Raw genomic sequence first — 23,239 nt, forward strand, 5'->3', positions numbered from 1 at the left:
CGCCTATCGGCTCGAGTCGCTCCGCCCCACACTGCGGCGGCGACAGCCTCCTCGGTGGGGCTTGTGCGCTCTTCGCCGATAGGCGGGCGCTTTGCGCTTTTCTTATATGAGTTCAATGTCTTCTAAAATCATGCTTGCAAAAAAGCCACTAATATGATGCAACGCTTCAAGCACCGCTTTTGGATCGGCGTCAAAAAAGTCTTTCATCATCGGTTGATTTTGTTCGTGAATGAAGGCGAAAATAAAATCCGTTTTGATGCGATTGCTTAATAAGACAGGGCAATAGCTTAGCTCAAGCTTCCGTTTTATATTTTCTTCATCGCTAAAATGCTTTCGATACACATCACGCAACGTTGGCAGTTGTTCTTGAATTTTTTCATGCGCATCTGTTAGCCAAGCTTGCACAGCTTCGGCAGGTGGGAATTGTTTATTTAATAAAATAAGCTCAAATATTTTGTTTAATGCAAAGCTTGATTCTGTCGCAAAAGCGACGTTCGTTAAAAGCAACGAAACATACTCGTCCTCCGTTTTCGTTTCTAAGCGCATATTCATGAAAATTTCTAATATTTCCGAGTGTACCTTCGTTTTCGTCCAGTCTTTTGTCAGTTGTTGTACGAGTGCCATCACTGTTCGATTCACCGTGTCTTTTGTCCATTCCATCGTGTATGCAGCCCTTTCTTTTACGTATATGTATACCATTAGTTTACCAATGTTATCACGAAGAAGAAATAGTCAATGTCATATTCATGTGATATCATTAATAATGTTGTCGAACAATTGAATTGAAGGAGCGTTTTGTATGTCGTTTCAAACGGTTCATATACTTGGAGTCCCGTTTGTGCGCGCAACGATGGATGACATGGTTGCCGTCGTTCATGAGCGCGTCAAACAACAAAAGCCTTGCTTTATCGTCACGGCCAATCCTGAAATTGTGATGAAAGCAAAAGAAGAAGCGTCATATATGGCAACGATTCGACAAGCAGATTATGTCGTTGCGGATGGGATTGGAGTTGTCAAAGCGGCTGAACTGCTTGGCACACCTTTACCTGAGCGTGTCGCTGGCTACGATTTATTATGCCGATGCTTGCAGCTTGCAAATGAACACGAATATCGCGTATACATGATTGGCGCAAAAGAAGAAGTTGTACAAGCCGCCGCACAGCATATTCGAAATCACTATCCAAATGTTCATGTAGTCGGGGTACGCAACGGTTACTTTGATTGGAATGACAAAACAATTGTTGAAGAAGTGAAACGAGCACAGCCAGATTTCGTTTTTGTTGCATTAGGAATGGGAAAACAAGAGCAATGGATTGCGGAACATATAGAGACGGTAGGACGAGGTGTATGGATGGGGGTTGGCGGAAGCTTTGACGTGCTTGCTGGGGTGGTTAAGCGAGCACCTGAACTATGGATTCGTCTAAATCTCGAATGGTTGTATCGCTTAGTAAAGCAGCCGACGCGAGCAAAACGTATGTTGGCATTGCCGCGCTTTGCGTGGACGATTTTAAAGCAAAAGGTTGTCGGAAAATGAGCCGATCATTTGTTAAAGGAACGATCATTTTAACGATCGGAACGATCATTTCAAAAGTGCTTGGCAGCATTTTTCGCATTCCATTACAAAACATTGCAGGAGACAAAGTACTTGGTATTTTTAGTCTCGTTTATCCGCTTTATATGGTTGCGTTAATTTTATCGGTTGCTGGAATTCCGATTGCTGTATCAAAATTAATTTCGGAAGCGCGTGCCCAGCAAAAAGAAGATGAAGTCGCACGTCTTGTGCAAACCGCAAGCATATTGGCATTTAGTTTCGGGATGCTCAGTTTTTCACTTCTTGCAGGCGGTTCGTCATCGATTGCGAAAGCGCTAGGTGGTACGGAAGCGAAATTTGCGATCATTGTCGTAGCGACGACGCTACTTATCTCACCATATATGGCCGTATATCGTGGATTTTTTCAAGGGCTTGAGGACATGAAGCCGACTGCCACGTCACAAGTGCTCGAGCAATTTGTGCGCGTCGCTTTTATTTTACTTGTTGCTTTTTATATGGTTAAAGCCGCATATCCCGATGATGTCATCGCTGGAGGAATTATGATCGGATCACCGCTTGGTGCGCTTGCTAGTCTCGTATACTTGCGGGTGTTGTATGCCCGCTCTCCTTATCGTCCGATACGCGTGAAGCTTTCGCGCGCGCAATGGATACAAACGAGCAAAACGATTTTAGCGTTATCGATCCCGATTGCACTCGGTGCGCTTGCGATGCCATTTTTAAATTTAGTCGATTCGCTTTCCGTCCCGCTTGCTCTTCGTTGGCATGGGACAGAAGCGAGCGAAACGAGTTATTTATTCGGATTATATAGCCGCGGAACAGCCCTTGTGCAAATAGCGACGGTGTTTTCATCTTCGCTCGTGCTTCCGCTTATTCCTCTATTAAGTAAACAAATGGCCAAAGGGGAAACAATACAAGCACAACAAACGATTCAAAAATCGTTTGAGCTATCGCACTTTTTATCGTGGCCGATTGCGGCAGGATTAGCGGCTGTAACCGTTCCGTTAAATATCGCTTTATTTACAAATAACGAAGGAAGCTTGACGATGGCTGTCGTTTTAGCAAGCTCCGTATTCACATCGTTTGCCTTGCTTGGAACAGGGATTTTACAAGGGATTGGACAGTCAAAACGTGCCGCAGGAATTATTTTAATCGGCTGTTTCGTGAAATGGGGAACAAATATGTTGTTCATTTCTTGGTATGGCTTAGTCGGTGCTGGCATGTCAACGCTTGTCACATATGCTTTTATTACATGGGCGAACCATGTTGCGATTCGCCAACGCATGACGCTTTCGTTTTGGAATCGGAAGGCCATCATTTATTTATTTGCCTCGCTCGTAATGGGAGTAAGTGTATTTTTCATCTCCCCGACGTGGGGAAGAATGGCTTCGCTTGGTTACGTAGTCATAGCGACAATCGGAGGCGGTTTGTTTTATGTTGGAATCGTCATCGCACTCGGCGGGGTGACAATTCAAGAGTTTCGTCAATGGTTCAATCAAACGAAGAAGGGATGAAGCGTGTGAAAAAATGGTTGTTGTTCGTCATTGCCATTTCGCTTATGCTCATTGCCCCAGCACTCGTGAACCGGCATGGAGCAGAGTGGAACAATCGAACGTACGAAATGATTATGCCATACGATGAAATTGAAGTATGGTTGCAAGAAGAAAATGAAGAAGATGTATGGAAGCAACTGAAAGAGGCAGGTTTAACAACAGTTAGCGTGGAAGCAGAAACGCTCGATTCGCTTGAAAAATCAGGACATGTCCTGCTGTTAAAGATGGATGAATTGAAACATACACTCGTTTTATTGAATGAAACGGTCGATCATCTTCCATCGCGCGGGCTTGTCGTTTATCCACTTGATGATACGCCGATCGTTTCATTGCTACAAGAAACATTTGGTGATGATGTCAGAGCCGTACAAGTAAATGGAAAAACGTATTATATAATTGAAGGAAGTGCGAAAAAAATTGAACGCGTTCCACTCGGATACGACAAAACGAAAATTGCTCGTCTCATTGAACAAGGTTTCATGGTCGTGCTTCGTATTCCAGATGCACGCGAGATGAACGAAGCGAGTGTACGCGTACTTCAACAAGTAGAAACGTTAAAAAATGAACATATATTTAAACTGCTTCCGACAGGAGAAGAAGTGGCTGGGTATCCAGCGGATGTCGAAAAATGGGGGGAAAGATGGAAGGAAGCAGGATATGTTTTGTTGTCAACTGAGTTTTATGAAGCAAAAGGATTGACAACATTGGCGAAAGCGATGGCTGTGCGTGTTGTTCGCTTGCATAGCCTAAATTTAGAACAACGGAAGCCGGATGAAGCGGTCGATGTCGCTATTCGTGCCATTAAAGAGCGAAATATACGCGCGTTATTTATTCGTCCATATACATCTGCAGAGACAGTACAAAATATTGAGAAAACCGTAACAGTGATGAAGCAAATCGTTCAACATATGCCAAGCCATTACGCGCTCGGACAAGGTGAACCGTTCGCGCCAATTGAACGCTCGAATATGGCAACGATCGGATTTATTGTTGGGGCGACAGCTTTCGTTTTTCTCGCTGTTCGTTCGCTCGTATCACCGCTATTTGCATTTGTTGCCGCAGGAGGCGCATTCGTTCTTGGGCTCGCTGGCACGGTGTTAGCAATCGATTTAGCGTTGAAAGCACTAGCCTTGCTTGTAGCGATTGTCACGCCCGTTTATGCCGCTAAACCTTCTTCCGTTCGGGAAGGATGGCGCGGTACCTTTATGGGATATGGTCGTGCCATTGCGATTTCGTTTGTCGGAATAAGTTGGATTGTGACGATGTTGTACGGAAATGAGTATATGGCTTATGTCGGTGAAGGGTTTCGTGGTGTCAAACTCGTTTACGTCGTTCCGCTTGTAGCGATGGTTATGCTCGTTTTACCTTCGATTATTCAAGAGCCGCTTCTTCCGTTTATAAAGCGGCTATGGAAACACCCGATTACGATCGGACATGTTGTCCTAAGTTTCTTTGTTCTAGCCTTACTAGCGTACTACGTGTTACGTTCTGGCAATGCAGGAACGGCAAGTGCGTTTGAGTTAGCTGCGAGACAAAAGTTAGAAGAATGGTTGTACGTACGTCCGCGCACGAAAGAGTTTTTGCTCGGTTTTCCAGCGTACTTGCTTGCGTTATTTGTCATAAATAAGCAAAAAAAGCTGGGGGCTATTCTCCTTATCGTTGGAACGATCGGATGGCTATCTATGATCAATACATTTACACATTTGCACATCCCACTTTTTATTTCGTTCATTCGCACGATGTATAGTCTTGGCCTTGGGTTATTGATCGGTACCGCGCTTATTTACGTATATGAGTGGGTATGGAAAAAGGTGATACGATGAACGTTGTACTATCTGGATATTACGGTTTTCATAACGTTGGCGATGAAGCAATTTTATATGCGATTATTCAAGCTCTCCGTGCGCACGATCCAAATGTGCAAGTGACGGTGCTTTCCAACGATCCTGCCTTTACAGAAAAAACATATGGCGTTCATGCGGTGAACCGTTGGCGAATCGGCGACATCGTTCAAGCTCTTCGTCATAGTGACGGTTTAATTAGTGGCGGTGGGAGTTTGCTTCAAGATCAAACCGGATGGCGCAGCATTCCGTACTATACAGGAATTATGCAAGTCGCGAAATGGTTAGGCAAGCCAGTCATCGTTTATGCGCAAGGGATGGGACCTGTCAATAAAAAGCAAAACCAATGGCTCATGAAATGGACGTTAAATCGAGTTGATCGCCTAACGGTGCGCGATGAGCCATCTGCCGAGTTATTGAAAATGTTAGGTGTAAAAAAACCGATGACAGTCGTGCCTGATCCAGTGATGGGACTCGAGCCACCGACATCACCGACAGCTTGGTGGGAAGCACAATCGTTTACACGTCCTGTCATCGCTGTTTCAGTACGTGATTGGGCGCGCGGTCGAGATTTTGAAAGAAAAATAGCCGTTGCGCTTGATCGCTCTGTTCAAGCAGGTTTTGATGTCGTATTCATCCCTATGCACGGACATCACGATGATCAAACGTCCCGCCGCGTGTTGACCATGATGAAAGAACATGCTTTCGTTGCGCCTTACGATGCAAGCATACAAGAAAAGATGGCGATGATTGCAAGTTCGCATTTACTTGTCGGGATGCGGTTGCACGCTTTAATTTTCGCAGCGGTCGGCCATACGCCGTTTATTGCGCTATCATACGATCCGAAAATTGACGCGTTTTCTAGTCAAGCGAATCAACCTGTATTTGCACATGTCGAAGATGATCGCTGGGACGGTGAAGCACTATTTTCATATATCCAACAATGCATGGCAGGGAGAGAAGAGCAAAAAGAAGCGATGATTCGTGCTGTAGCATCACTAAAACGAACCGCCCAACAAACCGCTAAAGAAGCACTAGCGTTGTTTCGAAATAAAAATTAGGTCTAATGGCCTAATTTTTATTTTTTTTATATAATTTTTACGAATCGTCTGATAAAATAGAAAACAATACACACATCTTGTTTTCGTAAGGAGCGTGGATGAGGCAGTGTTTACGTTAGGAAAAAAATTACTGAATCGCTTGCCTTTTAGTAAAAAGTTCGTGTTGTTAGCAACGATTTTTATGTTTACATTGTTTGCAGTCAGCGTCTTATACGTTCGACTGTTGATACATAAAGAAACGTTTATTGAGAAAGAACAACAAGGCATCGCATACATCGCTCCGATGATTGATGCGATGTATGGCATACAAAAACATCGCGAATATACGACGACCGTTCTTCTTGGCCATGGGGATGAAGCGAACGTTGCCGAAGCACAAAAAATGATAAAAAAATCGATGGCGATGATGCAAACGGCTCATAAACAACAACAAGCGTCGTTTATTGAGGAAGAGCAATGGAAACAACTTTTGCAACAAATGAATGACATACAAGAAAATTGGAAAACGTTCACTGTATCTGAAGCGACGAAACGTCATAATGCGCTCATTTACGACTTGCAAAAAATGTTGCTCCACATTGCAGATCGTTCCAACGTATCGCTTGATAACGATATGAACAATCATTATTTAGCGCGTCTTGTAGTTGAACAAGTTCCGTTGCTTACGGAAATGATCGGAGGAGCACAATCGTTTGCGGCAGAGCTAACGTTAAAAAGCGAATTGTACGAAATCGAACGTTCGAAAATGACGTATTGGACGAACGTATTAGAAACAGCGATGCAAACCGTTAGCCGTTCGACCGCGCCGCTTTTTGTCGATGATGAACCGATGCGTAAAAAAGTGCAACAATACAACGACGTCATCTCGACAGATTTATTAAGCATGGTGAGCTTGTTTCAACGTGAATTTTTACAAACAAATCATATTTCGTTAACGTCCGTTCAGCTATATGAGAAAACGAACGATGCGTTTGAAAAATTACATGAGCTTTCTCGCTTTTCACTAGTTGCGTTCCAAAACCATTTACAACATGAATATGAGGCAGTCATGTTTGAAAAATGGGTAACAATTGGTGCGGGTTCACTTGCGGTGGCGGTTGTCATTTACTTATTTATCGCTTTTTATATGGCGGTGCGCGAACAAATTGCAACAATTGAACAAGCGAGCATGCAAGCGGCAAGCGGCGATTTAACGGTGCAATTGTCCGTTGCATCGAACGACGAATTTGCACACATTGCCCGCTCATTTCAATCGCTTATTGCTTCATTCCGTTCGATGATTGGCGCTAACCAACAATTGACGCAAGATGTGTCTGCATCAGCCCAAGAATTGACGGCAATTACAGAAGAAGCGGCACACGCAATGGAACAAGTCGGTGCAACGATGGAAGAAGTGGCTGCCGGATCGAGCAAGCAGCGCATGTGGGCGCAACAAAACGTCGAGGCTGTTCATACGCTTGTTGAGGATACAAATTACATTTTATCTCGCTCACAACAAGCAGCAGAAGCGGCGCGGGCGATGACGAGCGAAGCGGAAAAAGGAACGGCAGCGATGGATAAAATGATCGAACAAATGAAAACGATGAATGATTTCATTACGCAATCAAGCGAATGGATTCAAGCGTTGCATCAACGTTCCGCTGACATTGCCCAAATGGCGACGATGATTACAAATATTGCGGATCAAACGAATTTGCTCGCGTTAAATGCAGCGATCGAAGCGGCGCGCGCAGGTGAGCACGGACGCGGATTTGCCGTCGTGGCGGATGAAGTACGGAAGCTGGCGGAACAATCAGCGTTATCCGCTAAACAAATACGCGAATTGTTACAAGAAGTACAAACAGATACAGCACAATCGGTCGAGGCGATGCAACATGTGCGACATGAATCAGAAAAAAGTATGACATTAGCGCGTGAAGCAGATAAGACGTTCGACCGCATTCAACAAACGACAAGTGACGTCATGGTACAAATGGACGATGTCGCTCAAAAAATAGCAGTAATGACGGGCGCATTTGACGAGCTTGCCTTGACGATGAAAGAGACAGAAACGATCGCACAAGAAGCAGAACGACAAACACAAACGGCGGCAGCAGCCCACGAACAACTACTTTCTGCCGTTCAAGAAATTGCTGCAAATGTGCAAACATTAAGCGATAAAGCGCAACATTTAGCGGAAAAAGGGAAGCAATTTACTGTATAATCTCGGGGATTCTCCGAGATTTTTTGTTGTTAAAATTATGAAAATTCATTATAATAAAGGCGAACGTATATTTGTGAGGGGGAGTTTGGATGGAACGGATGGAAGAGTACATTATCATGGAAGAAACAGCTGCGCTTGTTCCACAATACGATTCATACGGTCGGCTTGGGACGATTGTTTATGAATTGTACAACACGTACAAGGTAGAGCAACCGCCGAAAGAAATTATGCAACAAAGCTGCCGCTACTACGGAAGTACATATGAAGGGAAAGTACATGCAGCAAAACATATTCTCGGCATTCGGCAAATGGTTCCAATCTCCGTTTGTGAAGCGCTTCGGCTCTACTTCTTTCCAACATGTTCTCCTGACAGCGACCGATGCATATGGATTGCACCATCCCACATCAAGACGATACAACCGTATGAAAAAAAGAAAACGAAAGTCATTTTAAAAAATAAACAAGAACTTATTGTCGATATACAAAAAGGAACGTTGGAAGGGAAAATGTATAAAACAGCGATGCTTATTTTTACTTTACAACAAAGAATGATGCATAACTATGAAAAGTAGTGTATAATATTTCGAGGACAGAAAGAAAAGAGGACGATCATGCGAACGTTGCGAGGACATCATTTATTATGCGTACACGGCTTTCAAGGTATGGGATATAGCGAATCATTCGTAGAAAAGATGACGGAAATCGTTGCGTTTATGCGTAATGATTATATAGATGGTCCGATTCGCGTCATCGCAGCTCTTGATGAAGCGTGTTATACGTGTCCCCATCATGGGGTAGATCGCTGTGAAGCAGATGAACAATCGAACGCTCATGTGTTGGCGATGGACCGACGTGTGCTCAAACATTTACAGCTCGAAGAAAACCGAGTATATATGAAATCTGAGTTAATTGAACGAACGAAGCAAGCGGTTGAACCGAGTGACTTAGATGTGCTTTGTGCAGGATGTTCGTGGCTATCGTACGGCGTTTGCAAAGAAGGAATACGGGAATTGAAAAATTTTTCTGACAAAAAAGATTAAAGATGTGCTATGATAATGAAATAAAATGAGAAAGAAAGGGTTATGGCATATGAAAGTAGCAAAATTCGGGGGAAGTTCTGTTGCCAATGCACAGCAATTTCAAAAAGTAGCAAACATCGTCACATCGGACGAAGCGCGCAAATTTGTCGTCGTCTCTGCGCCGGGAAAACGTTTTAAAAACGACACAAAAATGACGGATTTGTTAATTACATTAGCGAAAAAAGTCATTGAAGACGACTTGTATGAAGGGGTGCTTGCTCAAGTTGTCGCGCGCTATGACGAAATCGTGACCGATTTACATTTGTCGCGCGACATTTTAGACGTCATTTCGGCAAGTTTGCAACAAATTATTGATACGTATGACGATCAGCCCGAGCGTTTACTTGATGCGTTAAAAGCAAGCGGAGAAGATAACAACGCCAAATTAATGGCGCACTATCTTCGCCAGCTCGGTTATGAAGCGCATTATGTCAGTCCGAAAGATGCTGGCATTTTCGTGACGGATGAACCAGGCAATGCACAAATTTTGCCTGAATCATATGAACAACTGGCAAAATTAAAAGAAAGAAGCGGTATTTTAGTCATTCCGGGCTTTTTCGGCTATTCGCGTTCAGGACATATCGTTACATTCCCACGCGGCGGTTCGGATATTACCGGTTCGATCGTTGCCGCAGGTGTTGATGCTGAGCTGTATGAAAACTTTACGGATGTCGATTCTATTTACTGTGTCAACCCATCAATCGTCGAGCATCCGTGCCAGCTAAAAGAATTAACATATCGTGAAATGCGCGAATTGTCGTATGCTGGGTTTTCCGTCTTCCACGATGAAGCGCTTGAACCTGTATACCGCCGTGGCATTCCGGTATGCGTCAAAAACACGAACAACCCTGAAGCGAAAGGGACGATGATCGTTGCAACGAGAGATCATCGCGAGCGTCCTGTCGCAGGTATTGCCAGCGATACAGGCTTTTGTAGCATTAACGTCAGCAAATATTTAATGAACCGTGAAATCGGATTTGGGCGTCGCCTACTACAAATTTTAGAAGATGAAGGCATTTCATATGAACATACACCATCAGGCATCGATAACATGTCTGTCATTTTACGTGAAGAACAATTAGCTGGCGATGTGGAGCGCCGCGTATTAGACCGCATTGTAAAAGAATTGCGCGTCGATGAAGTGTCGATCGAACGGGATTTAGCGCTTATTATGGTTGTCGGGGAAGGAATGGAACGCAGCGTCGGTATTGCCGCTAAAGCAACAGCCGCTTTCGCTCGCGCAAACGTCAACATCGAAATGATTAACCAAGGCTCTTCGGAAGTAAGCATGATGTTTGGCGTCAAAGCTGATGCGGTTGAAAAAGCGGTGCGCGCCTTATACGAAGTATATTTCTAATCGTATAAAAATGGAATAATCGAACAAAATAACCATAGCACACATAAGGGAGGAAAATACATGCGCGTGCTATGGTTATTTATTTATTTGTTATGCGCAACACCTGTGCAAGCGGTCATTTCTGAAGAAGCATTGCGACAATACGTGCAAGACATCGGTTGGACGATGGACGATTTAACGCGCTATTTAGCGAAATGGAATATGACGATTAACGACTTTTCTTCGTTGGAAGCACTGAAAAAACAATTAGGCACTCCTATCACGCCTGATCGGCTTGATGCGTTGTTGCTGCAGTATGATATGACGCAAGAAGAAGCGGAAGCGCTTCTCGGGCAATTTGGCGAACAACTGCAACAGTATACGTTTATTGAAGATTTAGCGTATGCCTTATCGTTTTACCGCGACCGTTACGATGCGATGCAAGCGATGACCGACATTTTAGCGACAATTGGACTAACTGAAGATGAAATTCGTCGTTTAGTGGAACGGACGCCTCCGTCTGCGAAACAAACGCTTGAACGTCTCGATGAACAAATGCAAACGCTCGTATTGCGTGACCCATCCAAACCGTTAACAACGCAAGAACAAAAAACGATGATTAGCCTTTGGAACGAATGGCTGTCGCTTTATCGTCTGCAAGCGAAAGTGTATGAAGTGAACGAGCATGGACGAAAACCGATTTCATTTGAACAATTTCAAACCGCCACTGCGTCTGTTGTGATGGAATGGTATGATGATGACGGAACATTGGTGGCTGATTTATATATTCCGTATGAGCGAATTCATTCGAGTACGCTTATTGATGCAAGTGAACAGCTCGCGCATATCGGTAAGATGGCAATTGATTTAGAAAGCGGCTTGCTTGTTGCGCGCATGCCAAAAACCGCTTCTTCATACGGAATAAACATATTGATTGGTGTCGCATTACTTTTTATAAGCTTCGTGTTATGGAAGAAGGGAAAACGATGCGAGCCGTTGCGATAGTGCTCTTTCTTTTTAGTGCATCGTTCATTTGGGCGAATGTCTTCGGCTGGCATAAGGCGTATGAGGCGGTACAACGAAGCGACAAACCCACTGCCCAACAAGGCGATGCCATCGGTACGCTGTTTATGCCAAAACTAAACATAGCAATGCCTATTTATGAAGGGCTGCAACAGTTAAATAAAGGTGTAGCGTACGATGAACGAAGCGACCTTCCTGGTGAAGGAAACCATACGATTTTAGCAGGGCATCGTGATACAGTATTTCGCAAGCTCGTTGACATTCAATTAGGAGATGAGTTAGTCATTCGCATGAACGATCAAACATGGACGTATGTCGTTCAGCATATTCGTATCGTGAAGCCAGATGACAAAACGGTGTTCGTCCCGAAAGCACATCCGACGCTAACGTTAATTACATGTTATCCGTTTCGCTGGATAGGGGATGCGCCGAACCGATACGTTATTATTGCCAAACAAAAAAGAGGCTGAAACAATTAGCCTCTTTTCGTATGCATTTGTTCTTTAAATTGTTGCAGGAGCGTTTCACCGTGAAGCCCGCGTTGAACTAGGTCTTCTAACACGACTTCAGCTAAATTCGAACGTTTGATGATCACTGCGTCCATTAAGATGCTCATTCGTTCACCCATCATTGTTACGGAGCGAACGGTCGCACGCACATGAGCAGGATCATTCGTTTTGCGCGAAATGGTTACAAGCGCATCAAACGTCGTTCCGCTTTCTTTTAACGATGTAAATAGCTCGCGATACGTTTGCTCGACATACGCTTCGATCAGCCACCGTTTATTTTCATCTTCCTTATTAATCATTAACCCATCAATGAGCGGAATGTCTTGTTTTTGGTCATGCAATAGTGTGAGGGCAACGAGCTTAAATGTTTTCACCGCATCCACCTCGCAAAAGTAGTTGTCTCTATTATACCATACGAACAACAGGCAACAAAAAAAGAAAAGAAAAAGTGAAAATTGAATTTTTAGGCGCTTTTTTTGTCAAAAACGGCCGAAAAACGGCAAAAAAACAAAAAAATTGGCTTGAAAATTGAAAAATCGGAATTTTACATCATTTTTATATTTTTGTATGATATGAACCGAGGAGGTGATAAAAAGCAATTCCTCTCAACTTCCTTCCAAAATGTGTCCTCTTACTGCTCCCTCACAATTTGGCTAGCATCCTCTCCGCTAGCCTCTTTTTTCAATTGACCACCTACTGTAGGAGTGGTATGCTAGGGGTAAAATGAGTAGAAAGGGGTGAATGAAAAATGGAAAGCCAAGTTTTACAAGCGGTGAAAGAATTGCTTTATGAAGTACGTGAAATGCGTGGGGAAATAGAAAGCTTAAAACAAGAGATGAAAAGCTTCAAACAAGAAATGCGTGCAGAGATGGAAAGCTTCAAGCAAGAGATGCGTGCAGAGATGGAAAGCTTCAAGCAAGAGATGCGCGCAGAGATGGAAAGCTTCAAGCAAGAGATGCGTGCAGAAATGGAAAGTTTCAAGCAAGAAATACGTGAGGAAGTAAAAGAACTGCATGTGCGTATCGGAAAATTAGAAACAAAAGTGGACAAGCTGCATGATAAATTTGAACTGCACGCACAAAAGCAATGGCAGACAGAAGCAGATGTGTATCGGTTAAAAAAATTAATTGGAATTGAATAAAGGGCAAAAAACGCCCCTTTTTTTATTTCAATGCTTTAATCATTTCATCGATCATCTTTATGATCACTTCTTCTACCCGTTTCCGCTTATGTAAAGGTAACGACTGCAATGCATATAGCCGTTTCGCAAGCTCGCGCTGTTCATTCATGTAACGAATCACAGATAGCTGCTCATCGCTCATTTCATTCGTGCCATATGCTAATCGCACTTCTTGTAATAGCTGTTCATCTGTCGGATGTTTACCGAGCAAAAAATCAACACTCACACGAAATATATTACTCATATCGATAACCGATTGCAAATCAGGGAGCACCTCACCGTTTTCCCATTTGCTCACTTTAGAACGAGATACGTTTAATCGTTGTGCGAATTGCTCTTGCGTCCAATCGTGAGCGTTTCGCAAACGTCGAATTTGTTCACCAATATGTTGTAACATCATCTTCCACCAAATTCCCTTTTTCTTTTTACAATAGAAGAAGAAAGGGGATTTTTTCGTTCTTTTTTACGTATATCAAACAAAATGTTCGAAAATGGAACAAAAACTGATGATATATTTGTCGAAAAAAGTTGATTGAATATTCATAAAATGTAAAAATATACATTGGAAAAACTTGAAGGAGGGGATGAATAGTGAATATTTATTTTTCGAATTTCATTGTTCATCAAGCGAAGGGAGGGGGAAAAACGTGTGAAGTGCTTATTAAAGAGAAACCGTATCCTCCTTTTCACGAGTCCCGAACAATTGAACCGATTCACTTTTCTGATTCACTTCAGTTTATCTCACCGATCGAAAAGTTGCCGCTGGAACCAATTCGCTATCGCATGATTACATGTACAACAAAAGATGATGTATTTTTATTTTTTAAAACGATAGATGATCAACTAATGATTGTCGTGACGCTTTTGTTTGGAAAAGGGAAATTACAAGTATGTGTCAAACGTTGGAATGACCTCGAGAAGCGCTACATCCCCGCACCGATGAACGACCTCACAGCTGCTGAAGAACGAGCCATCCTATGTACAGTCCGCTCAGTTTCCATTCGTTCTGGGCAGAAAATTCGTTATTGTTTATTTTAGTTTCATGTAAGAGATGAAAGAGGAGGAAAAAAATCATACCAAAAAACAAAAAATATGTTTGTTAAACATAAAAAATGATGCTAAAATATAACTGTAGTACTATTTCCTTCTGTTTACGATAGAGAGCGGTTGGTGGCCAGAGGCAAAGAAAAAGAGCTGATGACAACATCAGCTCTTTTTCTTTTACTGTGGAATGTAGGCGCGCCATGTGGAAAAGTCAAATTCGTCTTTTTGTAAAAGTGATTTAGGAAAAATAAATGTCCACGGCTTACTTGTGTTTGCTTTTACTTCTAATTGTAACGTAAATGCTCCGCGTGCGATCACATCCCCCGATGCATCTTCGACGATTAACGGCATTTTCTCAAACGTAATGTTTTTATCACTACCGTTACGAATGAGTAGGGTGACGACTAAATTCCCTTCGTTGTTGATGAGTGCTTGTAATCCCATGACGTTTACCTCACCTTGATTCGGTGGAGTAAGGGAGCGTACGAGTTGCTCAAGTTTTTGCTTGTCTTCTTCTTTTAAATGCTGCTGCCAACTTTCTTCTAAATCTAGTCGATGTGGCTTTTTTAATTCAAACGCTAGCCTCCATCCCGTTTCTGGAACGTCTTCTGTATATAGGTCGTTCGTGGTGAATACAAACTGCCATGGACGGCTACTTTTTGGCGGAATGTCGCCAAGTTCATTCATCGGGAATATTTTTCTTCCGATGACTTTCCTGTCTGGTCCAATGAACAATAACGGCATATGGTCAAAACGAATAGGCTGATCCAAACTGTTGCGGATAAACGCTGTCACAATGTAACGATCTCCATCCTTTTTCCATTCTATCCCCGATAGTGATACTTGATTTTTTTTCAACGGTGGCAATTCGTTATTGATGTATTGAAAATAATATTTTTGTTCCGTCGTTAGTGACATGAGTGGGTGAATCGATAATGTTGTATGCACGTCTTCATCTTGTTGTTCAGCTGCTCCGTCAAATAATTGTTCGGCTTGTACCGTACTATCTTCCCCTTGTTTTTTCTTTTTGAAAAATGGAAACATTGTTCCATCTCCTTTCTTATTGTGAGATAAGCTGAGCAAGTTGTTGGGAAACATCTTTTTCTAATCGGTGATACATAGCTGTAAAGAGCTCCAACCCTTCTTTTGCATATTGGCGCATCGGATCTTCTTGCCCGTAATAGCGCAACCCAATTCCTTCTTTTAATAACTCCATCGCTTCTAAATGCTTTGTCCAGTGAAAATCGATAAGTGAAAGCATAGCACGTTTTAATGCCCATTGTTGTTCTTCAGTATATGCAAAGTCATGAACACGCTCTTTCCATGAAGTGATCGCTTGTTGGACGATCGCTTCTACTTCGTTTCGCTCGACAATACCAGTTACATCAATGTGTTCGTTTGTGACTGCTTGAACGGTTTCTACTAAACGTGCAATGTCCCATTCTTCTGGAATGACATCTTCTGGACATGTGTAAGCCACTTCCCATTCTAGAAACGATGGCACCATATGAACGACAATTGGAATCACATTGTCAGCTTCAAGAACCCGATTACGGAGCGTATAAATCGTTTGACGCTGTTCGTTTAGTACATCGTCCAACTTTAAGTTATATTCTCGCACAGAGAAATTGCTTCCTTCACAAATGCGTTGAACACGGTTCACAAATTCATGAACGTCTTTGTTTAATGCTTCGCCTTCATCGTTCACTTGTAGTGATTTTTTCATTTTTTCTAGTTCCTCTTTTGCGAAGCGACGGAACATGTCGTCTTCAAGCGAAATGAAAAATTGCGAGCGTCCCGGATCGCCTTGACGGCCAGCTCGTCCTTTTAATTGGTTGTCGATGCGGCGACTTTCATGTCGTTCTGTCCCTAACACGTACAAGCCGCCAAGCTCTGCCACTCCTTCACCGAGCATAATGTCTGTTCCGCGTCCTGCCATATTTGTCGCGATCGTAATTTGTCCTTTTTGACCAGCACGTGAAATGAGTTCAACTTCTTGTTCGACGCTTTTGGCGTTTAACAATTGAAACGGCAACCCTTCTTCTGCTAAATATTTCGCCACTTTTTCCGACTGTAAAATAGATGTTGTGCCGATGAGCATCGGTTGTCCAGTCGCATGAACACGTTTCGCTTCTTTGGCGACGGCTTTATATTTTGCATCGATTGTCGCAAAGACACGATCGGGCAAGTCTTGACGAATGACAGGGCGATTTGTTGGGATTTGGACGACATCCATGCCATACAACGTTTGAAATTCTTTTTCTTCTGTTTTCGCTGTTCCTGTCATTCCCGATAAAATCGGATAAAGGCGGAAATAGTTTTGAATCGTAATCGATGCTTGAATTTTATTTTCTTCCGTCAACTCTAATCCTTCTTTTGCTTCGATTGCTTGATGAAGCCCGTTGCTTAAACTGCGCCCTTCCATTGGACGACCGGTGAACATGTCGATTAACAACACTTTCCCGTCTTTCACGATATAGTCGACATCGCGCGTAAACATCACATATGCGCGCAACGCTTGAATGACGTAATGGTACAACACTTGATGTTCAAGGTCATATAAGTTATCAATGCCAAATCCTTTTTCAATTTTTTCAATGCCTTGTTCGGTTAAGTTCACTGTTTTCGTTTCTTCGTCGTATTCGTAATCTTCGTTGCGAACGAAATGTTTTACAATACGAGCACATAAGTAACTTAGCTCTGAGCTTACGCCTGTCTTACCAGCGATAATAAGAGGGGTTTTCGCTTCGTCAATTAATACGCTATCGACTTCATCAATAATCGCATAATGAAACGGGCGTTGGACACGATCAGCAACGCTGTAAGCCATATGATCGCGCAAATAGTCAAAGCCAAACTCGTTGCCGACGCCGTACGTAATATCGGCTTGATATGCCACTTTTTTCTCCTCTAGTGACATTTGCGGCAAATTTAAGCCGACGGTTAGCCCTAAAAATTCATGAATTTTTCCAATTAAATCACGGTCGCGTTTTGCTAAATAATCGTTAACGGTAATGACGTGCACCCCTTTTCCTTCAAGGGCACGCAAATAACTTGGGGCGGAAGCGACGAGCGTTTTTCCTTCGCCTGTCGCCATCTCTGCAATATTTCCTTCCGCAAGCACAAGTCCACCGATGAGCTGAACGTCAAAATGACGCATGCCGAGCACACGTTTTGACGCTTCTCGAACGGTCGCAAAAGCTTCAATTTGCACATCGAATACCGTTTCGCCTTGCGCGAGTCGTTGTTTAAACTCATTTGTTTTCGCACGCAATTCGTCATCTGTCAACGCTTCAAATGTCGGCTCAAGCTCATTAATGCGTGCAATGGTTTTATAATAGTTTTTTAATTTCCGTTCATCGCTGTTTACGAGTTTTTTTATGTAAGATAACATCGGGAACCTTCTCCTTCGTTGTAAATCAAATCGTTTCAACGTACAGTATACCATTGTTCCCAAAATGTTTCACGACCTCGGAAAATATTTCTTTACTTTTTTGTGCTTGGGTGATATTGTAAGATTGTTAGAAAAAATTATCAAAATATGAAACTTTTTTGTCTTTTTTTCGTTATAGTAGGTGTATTTGTCTTCTATGGCGAATACATATGTTACATTCTTTTTAAGGAGGATTTTTATGAAAAAATGGAAGAAGACCGCATTATCCGTTAGTTTAGCTTCCGCGCTCATCGTGCCGACGGTCGCCCAAGCGTCGACGGAACCGCCGATTGCCCAATGGAAAAAACAAGTGACAAAAGGGCAAGCCTCTCTTGCTTACAAACGGTTTGAAGAGGCGCAAAATCAAGTGAGCACCGATACATTGATCGTGAAGTACAATGAGGTCATTCCAGCTGCCGTGCATCGCAGTTTAGGAGCGACATTGAAGCAATCATTTCCGCAATTGGGCTATGACGTCGTCACTGTGCAAAAAGGAAAAGATATGCAGCAAGTGATAAAAAATTACGCAAAATTAAAAGCTGTCAAACGTGTAACACCAAGTTTTACATACAAACGGCTCGGTTTCGCTGATCCGAAAGCAGATCATATGTATTTATTATCGCTTTTAAATATGGATAAGGCGTTAAAACTTGCTGGGAAGTCTAGTGTCACTGTTGCTGTTATCGACACAGGAATGGATACAAAACACCCTGAGTTAAAAGGGCGCGTTCTCCCTGCTTACAATGCGATTAACCCAGCAGGTGCACCAATTAAAGACGTGCACGGCACGCACGTTGCTGGCATTATCGGAGCAAATGCAAACAACGGCATTGGTGCACATGGCGTCAATCCGAACGTTAAAATTTTACCAATTGACGTATTCGGTGGCGGTTGGGGGGCAAGCGACTATACGATCGCCCAAGGTATTTTATATGCGATTGAAAAAGGGGCAAAAGTCATTAATATGAGCCTCGGTGGCTATTTTAGCTCGCCAATTTTAGAAGAAGCCGTTCAAAAAGCGATTGACGCAGGGATTACTGTTGTTGCGGCGGCAGGAAACGAAGCGACCGATATGTATTCCATCCCAGCTTCATACGAAGGGGTTATTAGCGTTGGGGCGACCGACAGCAAAAATAAACTTGCGGAGTTTTCAAACTACGGTCCGTCTGTGGACATTGTGGCACCGGGGGTTGATGTATACAGCCCAATTTATGACTATACGAAAGGGTCTTCGTTTGCGGAGTTAAGTGGAACGTCGATGGCATCACCAGTTGTCGCTGGAATCGCGTCGCTTCTTTTATCGAAATATCCGAATTTGAAACCGTATCAAGTGGAATGGATTTTAGAACGTACGGCAACGGATTTAGGGGAAAAAGGGTACGATTTAACGTACGGCAACGGTTTAGTCAATCCAGTTGCGGCGCTACAATATAATATCAAAAACGTGCCGCAAAAAGAAAAATGGAACGATGAAACGATTTTAGCGAAAGCGCCAGTCATTGATGCGAAAGAACCGTACGTGAAAATAGGTTCGTTAACAAAACCAGAAGAAGTGCATTGGGTGAAAGTAAACGTTCAACAAGGTGAAAGCGTGCAAGCGCTACTTGAAGGAGCACAATCATACGACTATAAGCTCGTCTTCCGTTTCTACCCAGAAGGAAAAACGACGTCTGAAAAACCGATTCAAGTCAATGACGGTCGTGCAGGGGAGATGGAAGCAAAACTATTTACCGCCAAGCAATCTGGCGTGCTTGCGATCGGCGTTACAGATGCAAATGGCAACTACAACTTGCAAGGAAAGTCAACATATACATTAGCTGTACAGTCGTTTACAGAGCTTGCCGACGATGGCTTGACGAAAGAAAATCCAGCAACGATTGAACAATTGCCGTTTGTTGCAGAAAACTTAACGTTTGTGCCAGAAAAAGATGCGAAAGAAGGCGACCGCGACTATTTCTTGTTTACTGTCGCTGAGCCAACGATCGTGAAGTTTCAATTGTCGCCGGTTCCGGGCATTGATTCGTCATTAAACGTTTATTTAGCAGAAGAACTATATCGTCCAGTCGATCCAAACGCAAAATATAAGGAAATTCCGTTTCCAATCGCGTCAGGCAACAACAACGGCGTCGGTAAAGGAGAGACGGTGACGTTTGAAGCGCAGCCGAACGTACAATACGCGCTTGAAGTTTCAAGTGAACCAATGGGAGCATTTTATCCAATGTTGCTTGATTATGGAATGACAAACAATCAAGTGAAAGAAGTCGCTGGCTCGGCAATTCCATATCAGCTGAGCGCTGAAGCGATTACATTGCCGCAAGATGAAGATAACTTCCCGGCGCGTGAACCGATGCCATCGAGCGGTGGCGCTGTTGAACAAACAGAAAAAATAAAAGAACAAATGCGCAAGCCAAACGATATGATCATTATCGGTGATGATGGAAGTTGGAGCTATTTTGAAAAAGAGCAAATCGCACAAATTAAAGAAAATGCGCGCGTCTACAACATTGGCGACCGCATCGAAGCGTTTATCCAATTTAGTGGCGATCAAGACTTTTATCGTTTCACTGTTCCGCACACCGCTATATATCAGTTTTCATTTGCGACACCGGACGATATGACGCCGTCAGCGCTGTTGTTTGAATACGATGAGAAAAAAGACGATTTTGTGCCAGTCAACTCGTTCTACCCGTTCGATTGGATGACAGGGAAAAAACAATCTGACTGGACGTTAATTCTTGAAGAAGGAAAAACGTACTACATGTCGGTGCAAAACGATTATTATCAACCAGTCAGCAATCCGTATGTCATCACATCGAAAAAGCTCGTCGATGCACCGAAAGATGTTAACGAAAAAAATAACGAACCGCTTCAAGCGACAGTTGTGAATGTGAATGAAACGAAAACAGGAAACTTTGTCCTTCCGAACGATGTCGATTATTACTACTATAAACATCGGAAAGCGAACGAACTGTTGACGCTTTTTGCACAGCCAAGCAAACCGAACGAATCGCTGCCAAAACAATTGCGCGGCTCATTAATTCCAATCGTATCCGTTGTTGAAGATACGAACGGCAATATGGCGATCGATGAAGACGAATACAACAAAGCTGTCATGTTTTTCCCGAATGGCTGGAGCCCTTTATATGAGGTAAACGGTTCGTTCCAAGCGAAGAAAAATGTCGGATACTTCTTCGTCGTCAACTCGCTTATGTGGAATGGGCTATCGCTTCAGTCGTATAAATTTGGCATTCAATCGCTCAATAAAAAAGACGAAGATGCGTCATCTGTTGTGAAAAACAATGTGCCATCAAAACCGCTTTCTTTCAATAAAAAAGGAAATGTGTATGAAGCACGTGGCTACATGAACGTCGTTGACTACGGCGATAAAGATTATTACAAATTTGTCGTTGAAAAAGACGGCACATTTACATTCAAGCTCGATGTATCGGGCACGATGGATGGGGTCATGTCCATTTTCGATGCGCAAGGACGCCTCATTCAAACGTACGACCATTACGGCGACGGCGATGCGGAAATCGGCACGCTTTCGTTGAAAAAAGGAACGTACTATGTCGTCGTTGAAGAATCGCTTGCTCGGCCAAATGCTAACCTATATACGCTCTCTATAACGAAGAAATAAATATAAATACAAAGGCTGCCTATGCGTACAGGCAGCCTTCCTTATTTTTCTTTTCCATCGTCGCGTTTGACGTGTTAACATAAATGTAGATTGATAGATAACGAGGTGATTGACGTGCAACGCATGCGCTTCATTTGGCTTTCATTCATTTTTTTATTCTTTTTTCACGCGCCTGTCCACGCCCATGTCGTTGATTTAACGAAAAAAGCGCAGGCGCAAGCGTACGAAGATTATTATCCGCTCATTGCCCGCTATAAAGGAACGAGCGGGGTGACGTTTGAAAGTTATAGCGTATATTGGAATACAGCGAAGCTTGCTCAGCTTGAACAAGAACTATTAAAAAATAAACATGGTGCGGAGCTTTCTTTATTAGGAAGCGTAAAAATTTTCCCGGATTACCCGGCAGGACAAAACGTGCTCGGGCAATATTTTGCGCAATACCAACTGAGCCCAAAGCTTGCTTTATTGCCAAATCGGTATATTTATTTGTACGGCGGCAATGAATGGACGACGGTTGAAGAGATGGCGACGACGCTCGCACATGAGTATGGGCATCATTTCACATTTTATTACTTGTTAAATAAAGAACAGCGCCTTCCGAACGAATGGCTGCAGTCGCAGTATGCGGCGGCGCGCGAATTGTTTCGCTATCCGTCTGTTCACGCGGACGGGAGTGGGGCATACGAATGGCATATGCCTGAAATACTCGCCGAAGATTACGTGCAATTATTCGGTTCGCCAAGCGCATTAAAAGGACATATGCAAATGAACGTTCATTTGCCGACACCGTTTGAACTTCCGACTGTACAAACGTATTGGAAAAATCAGCTTGGGGCTCCGTACGAACCGACGTCTACGCTTCCACTACTGCTGACAAATTATACGGTGAAAAATAACGTGTATGCGCTAAAGCTTTACACATATGCCGATGCAACCGCATACGTAAACGCACAAGATGGAGAAGGGCGCTACGCCTCCATTTATATCGGAAGTGTGCCAAAAGGAGTCAATGAGACGGTATACGATGGGATGAAACTAAGTAGTCAAGTATCATGGCTGTTTCGAGCAACGTTTGTCGATACGGCATTATTCCGTGTCGTTCAGCCGACAACAAAAGGATTTAACCGCGGTTCAGCGACGTTGCGTGTATCTTATGGGGCGATCGATACGCATCTTTCTACTCCCCCGATTTTTCCAGATGTCGTCGGGGAGGAGTTACAAGAAGCAGCAAAATTATTATCGGAACGAGCGATTATTTCGGGATTTCCAGATGGAACATTTCGTCCAAACGAACGGCTCCTTCGCCGTCATGCTGCCCTTATGCTTATTCGTGAATTAAAGTTGACGTTGCCTGAAGGATATGTCATCAAGGCGAAAGATGTAAAACCGACGGATCCGTGGTATAAAGAGATGGCGATTGCGGAGGCGTATGGACTGCTGACGGGATATAACGGAAAGCTACATCCAAATGACTACATGACCCGCGCCCAAATGGCAGCAATTTTGACGAGAGTGTATGCTGATGTGTACGAACAACCGACAACGAATCAATTGTTTTTTGATGTGCCTTCTTCCCATTGGGCGTATGGACCGATCAATACGTTGTTTTATAATCAAATTACGATCAACAACCCATATCGTCCGAACGACGTTGTGACGCGTGGACAGTTTGCCCTCTTTTTAAAACGAACAATCGATAAAAAATAGCGAGGAAAGCTTGTCCTTCCTCGCTACAGCTTGTCGACAAAGTCGACAAGCTGTTTTAATATATAGGTACAAGGGTATTTT

General features: G+C 43.2%; 19 protein-coding genes. 14 read left to right on the forward strand and 5 right to left on the reverse strand.

Going from position 1 to position 23,239, the window contains the following annotated elements; all coding sequences use genetic code 11:
* Positions 1–102: 102 nt before the first annotated feature.
* Entirely contained in the window at positions 103–699 is a 597-nt protein-coding gene (locus CS060_RS10405; protein ID WP_052025619.1) for a hypothetical protein, read from the reverse strand.
* Positions 700–799: 100 nt separating this feature from the next.
* Between CS060_RS10405 and CS060_RS10410 the strand changes: the two genes are divergently transcribed.
* The 10 genes from CS060_RS10410 (at position 800) to srtD (ending at position 12,115) form a co-directional block, all read left to right on the forward strand.
* Entirely contained in the window at positions 800–1,534 is a 735-nt protein-coding gene (locus CS060_RS10410) for a WecB/TagA/CpsF family glycosyltransferase (protein WP_035049434.1), read from the forward strand.
* Positions 1,531–3,063: a putative polysaccharide biosynthesis protein gene (locus CS060_RS10415; protein WP_035049432.1), complete on the forward strand. Its 1,533-nt coding sequence runs from the start codon at positions 1,531–1,533 to the stop codon at positions 3,061–3,063. Before CS060_RS10410 ends, CS060_RS10415 begins: the two co-directional genes overlap by 4 nt.
* The gene (locus CS060_RS10420; protein ID WP_099668933.1) at positions 3,036–4,925 is read left to right on the forward strand and encodes a DUF5693 family protein; all 1,890 of its coding nucleotides are present in this window, start codon (positions 3,036–3,038) and stop codon (positions 4,923–4,925) included. The genes CS060_RS10415 and CS060_RS10420 overlap by 28 nt, the downstream gene beginning before the upstream one ends.
* Positions 4,922–6,004 carry a polysaccharide pyruvyl transferase CsaB gene (gene csaB / locus CS060_RS10425; protein ID WP_035049426.1) on the forward strand — a complete coding sequence of 361 codons (1,083 nt, stop codon included), beginning with the start codon at positions 4,922–4,924 and terminating at the stop codon, positions 6,002–6,004. Before CS060_RS10420 ends, csaB begins: the two co-directional genes overlap by 4 nt.
* A 106-nt stretch (positions 6,005–6,110) precedes the next feature.
* The gene (locus CS060_RS10430) at positions 6,111–8,207 is read left to right on the forward strand and encodes a methyl-accepting chemotaxis protein (RefSeq protein WP_257211132.1); all 2,097 of its coding nucleotides are present in this window, start codon (positions 6,111–6,113) and stop codon (positions 8,205–8,207) included.
* 89 nt (positions 8,208–8,296) lie between these two features.
* Positions 8,297–8,779: a competence protein ComK gene (locus CS060_RS10435; RefSeq protein WP_035049424.1), complete on the forward strand. Its 483-nt coding sequence runs from the start codon at positions 8,297–8,299 to the stop codon at positions 8,777–8,779.
* A 39-nt stretch (positions 8,780–8,818) separates the two neighbouring features.
* The gene (locus CS060_RS10440; protein WP_099668936.1) at positions 8,819–9,247 is read left to right on the forward strand and encodes a DUF1284 domain-containing protein; all 429 of its coding nucleotides are present in this window, start codon (positions 8,819–8,821) and stop codon (positions 9,245–9,247) included.
* Between the two features lie 49 nt (positions 9,248–9,296).
* On the forward strand, positions 9,297–10,643 hold the full coding sequence (locus CS060_RS10445; protein WP_035050765.1) for an aspartate kinase: 1,347 nt from the start codon (positions 9,297–9,299) through the stop codon (positions 10,641–10,643).
* 60 nt (positions 10,644–10,703) lie between these two features.
* Complete coding sequence (locus CS060_RS10450) at positions 10,704–11,627, forward strand: processed acidic surface protein (RefSeq protein WP_035050764.1); 924 nt, start codon at positions 10,704–10,706, stop codon at positions 11,625–11,627.
* Complete coding sequence (gene srtD, locus CS060_RS10455) at positions 11,609–12,115, forward strand: class D sortase, LPxTATN-specific (protein ID WP_035050763.1); 507 nt, start codon at positions 11,609–11,611, stop codon at positions 12,113–12,115. Before CS060_RS10450 ends, srtD begins: the two co-directional genes overlap by 19 nt.
* 5 nt (positions 12,116–12,120) lie before the next feature.
* Here srtD and CS060_RS10460 read toward each other — a convergent pair whose 3' ends face one another.
* Entirely contained in the window at positions 12,121–12,528 is a 408-nt protein-coding gene (locus tag CS060_RS10460) for a YwpF-like family protein (RefSeq protein ID WP_035050762.1), read from the reverse strand.
* Positions 12,529–12,902: 374 nt separating this feature from the next.
* Here CS060_RS10460 and CS060_RS10465 point away from each other — a divergent pair, with 374 nt between their 5' ends.
* Entirely contained in the window at positions 12,903–13,295 is a 393-nt protein-coding gene (locus tag CS060_RS10465; protein WP_099668937.1) for a coiled-coil domain-containing protein, read from the forward strand.
* Positions 13,296–13,317: 22 nt separating this feature from the next.
* On the opposite strand, the gene CS060_RS10470 is transcribed toward CS060_RS10465, so the two are convergent.
* The gene (locus CS060_RS10470; RefSeq protein WP_035050767.1) at positions 13,318–13,731 is read right to left on the reverse strand and encodes a helix-turn-helix transcriptional regulator; all 414 of its coding nucleotides are present in this window, start codon (positions 13,729–13,731) and stop codon (positions 13,318–13,320) included.
* A gap of 191 nt (positions 13,732–13,922) precedes the next feature.
* On the opposite strand from CS060_RS10470, the gene CS060_RS10475 reads away from it, so the two are divergent.
* Positions 13,923–14,372: a hypothetical protein gene (locus tag CS060_RS10475; RefSeq protein ID WP_035050761.1), complete on the forward strand. Its 450-nt coding sequence runs from the start codon at positions 13,923–13,925 to the stop codon at positions 14,370–14,372.
* A gap of 183 nt (positions 14,373–14,555) precedes the next feature.
* On the opposite strand, the gene CS060_RS10480 is transcribed toward CS060_RS10475, so the two are convergent.
* Positions 14,556–15,422, reverse strand: a complete 867-nt coding sequence (locus CS060_RS10480; RefSeq protein WP_099668938.1) for an accessory Sec system S-layer assembly protein — start codon at positions 15,420–15,422, stop codon at positions 14,556–14,558.
* Positions 15,423–15,438: 16 nt separating this feature from the next.
* Entirely contained in the window at positions 15,439–17,772 is a 2,334-nt protein-coding gene (gene secA2 / locus CS060_RS10485; RefSeq protein WP_035050760.1) for an accessory Sec system translocase SecA2, read from the reverse strand.
* A gap of 238 nt (positions 17,773–18,010) precedes the next feature.
* Here secA2 and CS060_RS10490 point away from each other — a divergent pair, with 238 nt between their 5' ends.
* Both CS060_RS10490 and CS060_RS10495 read left to right on the forward strand, forming a co-directional pair.
* Positions 18,011–21,451: a S8 family serine peptidase gene (locus tag CS060_RS10490; protein ID WP_099668939.1), complete on the forward strand. Its 3,441-nt coding sequence runs from the start codon at positions 18,011–18,013 to the stop codon at positions 21,449–21,451.
* Positions 21,452–21,565: 114 nt separating this feature from the next.
* The gene (locus CS060_RS10495) at positions 21,566–23,158 is read left to right on the forward strand and encodes an S-layer homology domain-containing protein (protein ID WP_369795745.1); all 1,593 of its coding nucleotides are present in this window, start codon (positions 21,566–21,568) and stop codon (positions 23,156–23,158) included.
* Positions 23,159–23,239: the final 81 nt, after the last annotated feature.

The organism is Anoxybacillus flavithermus, assembly GCF_002742685.1.
In the GTDB taxonomy this organism is placed as follows: domain Bacteria; phylum Bacillota; class Bacilli; order Bacillales; family Anoxybacillaceae; genus Anoxybacillus; species Anoxybacillus flavithermus_E.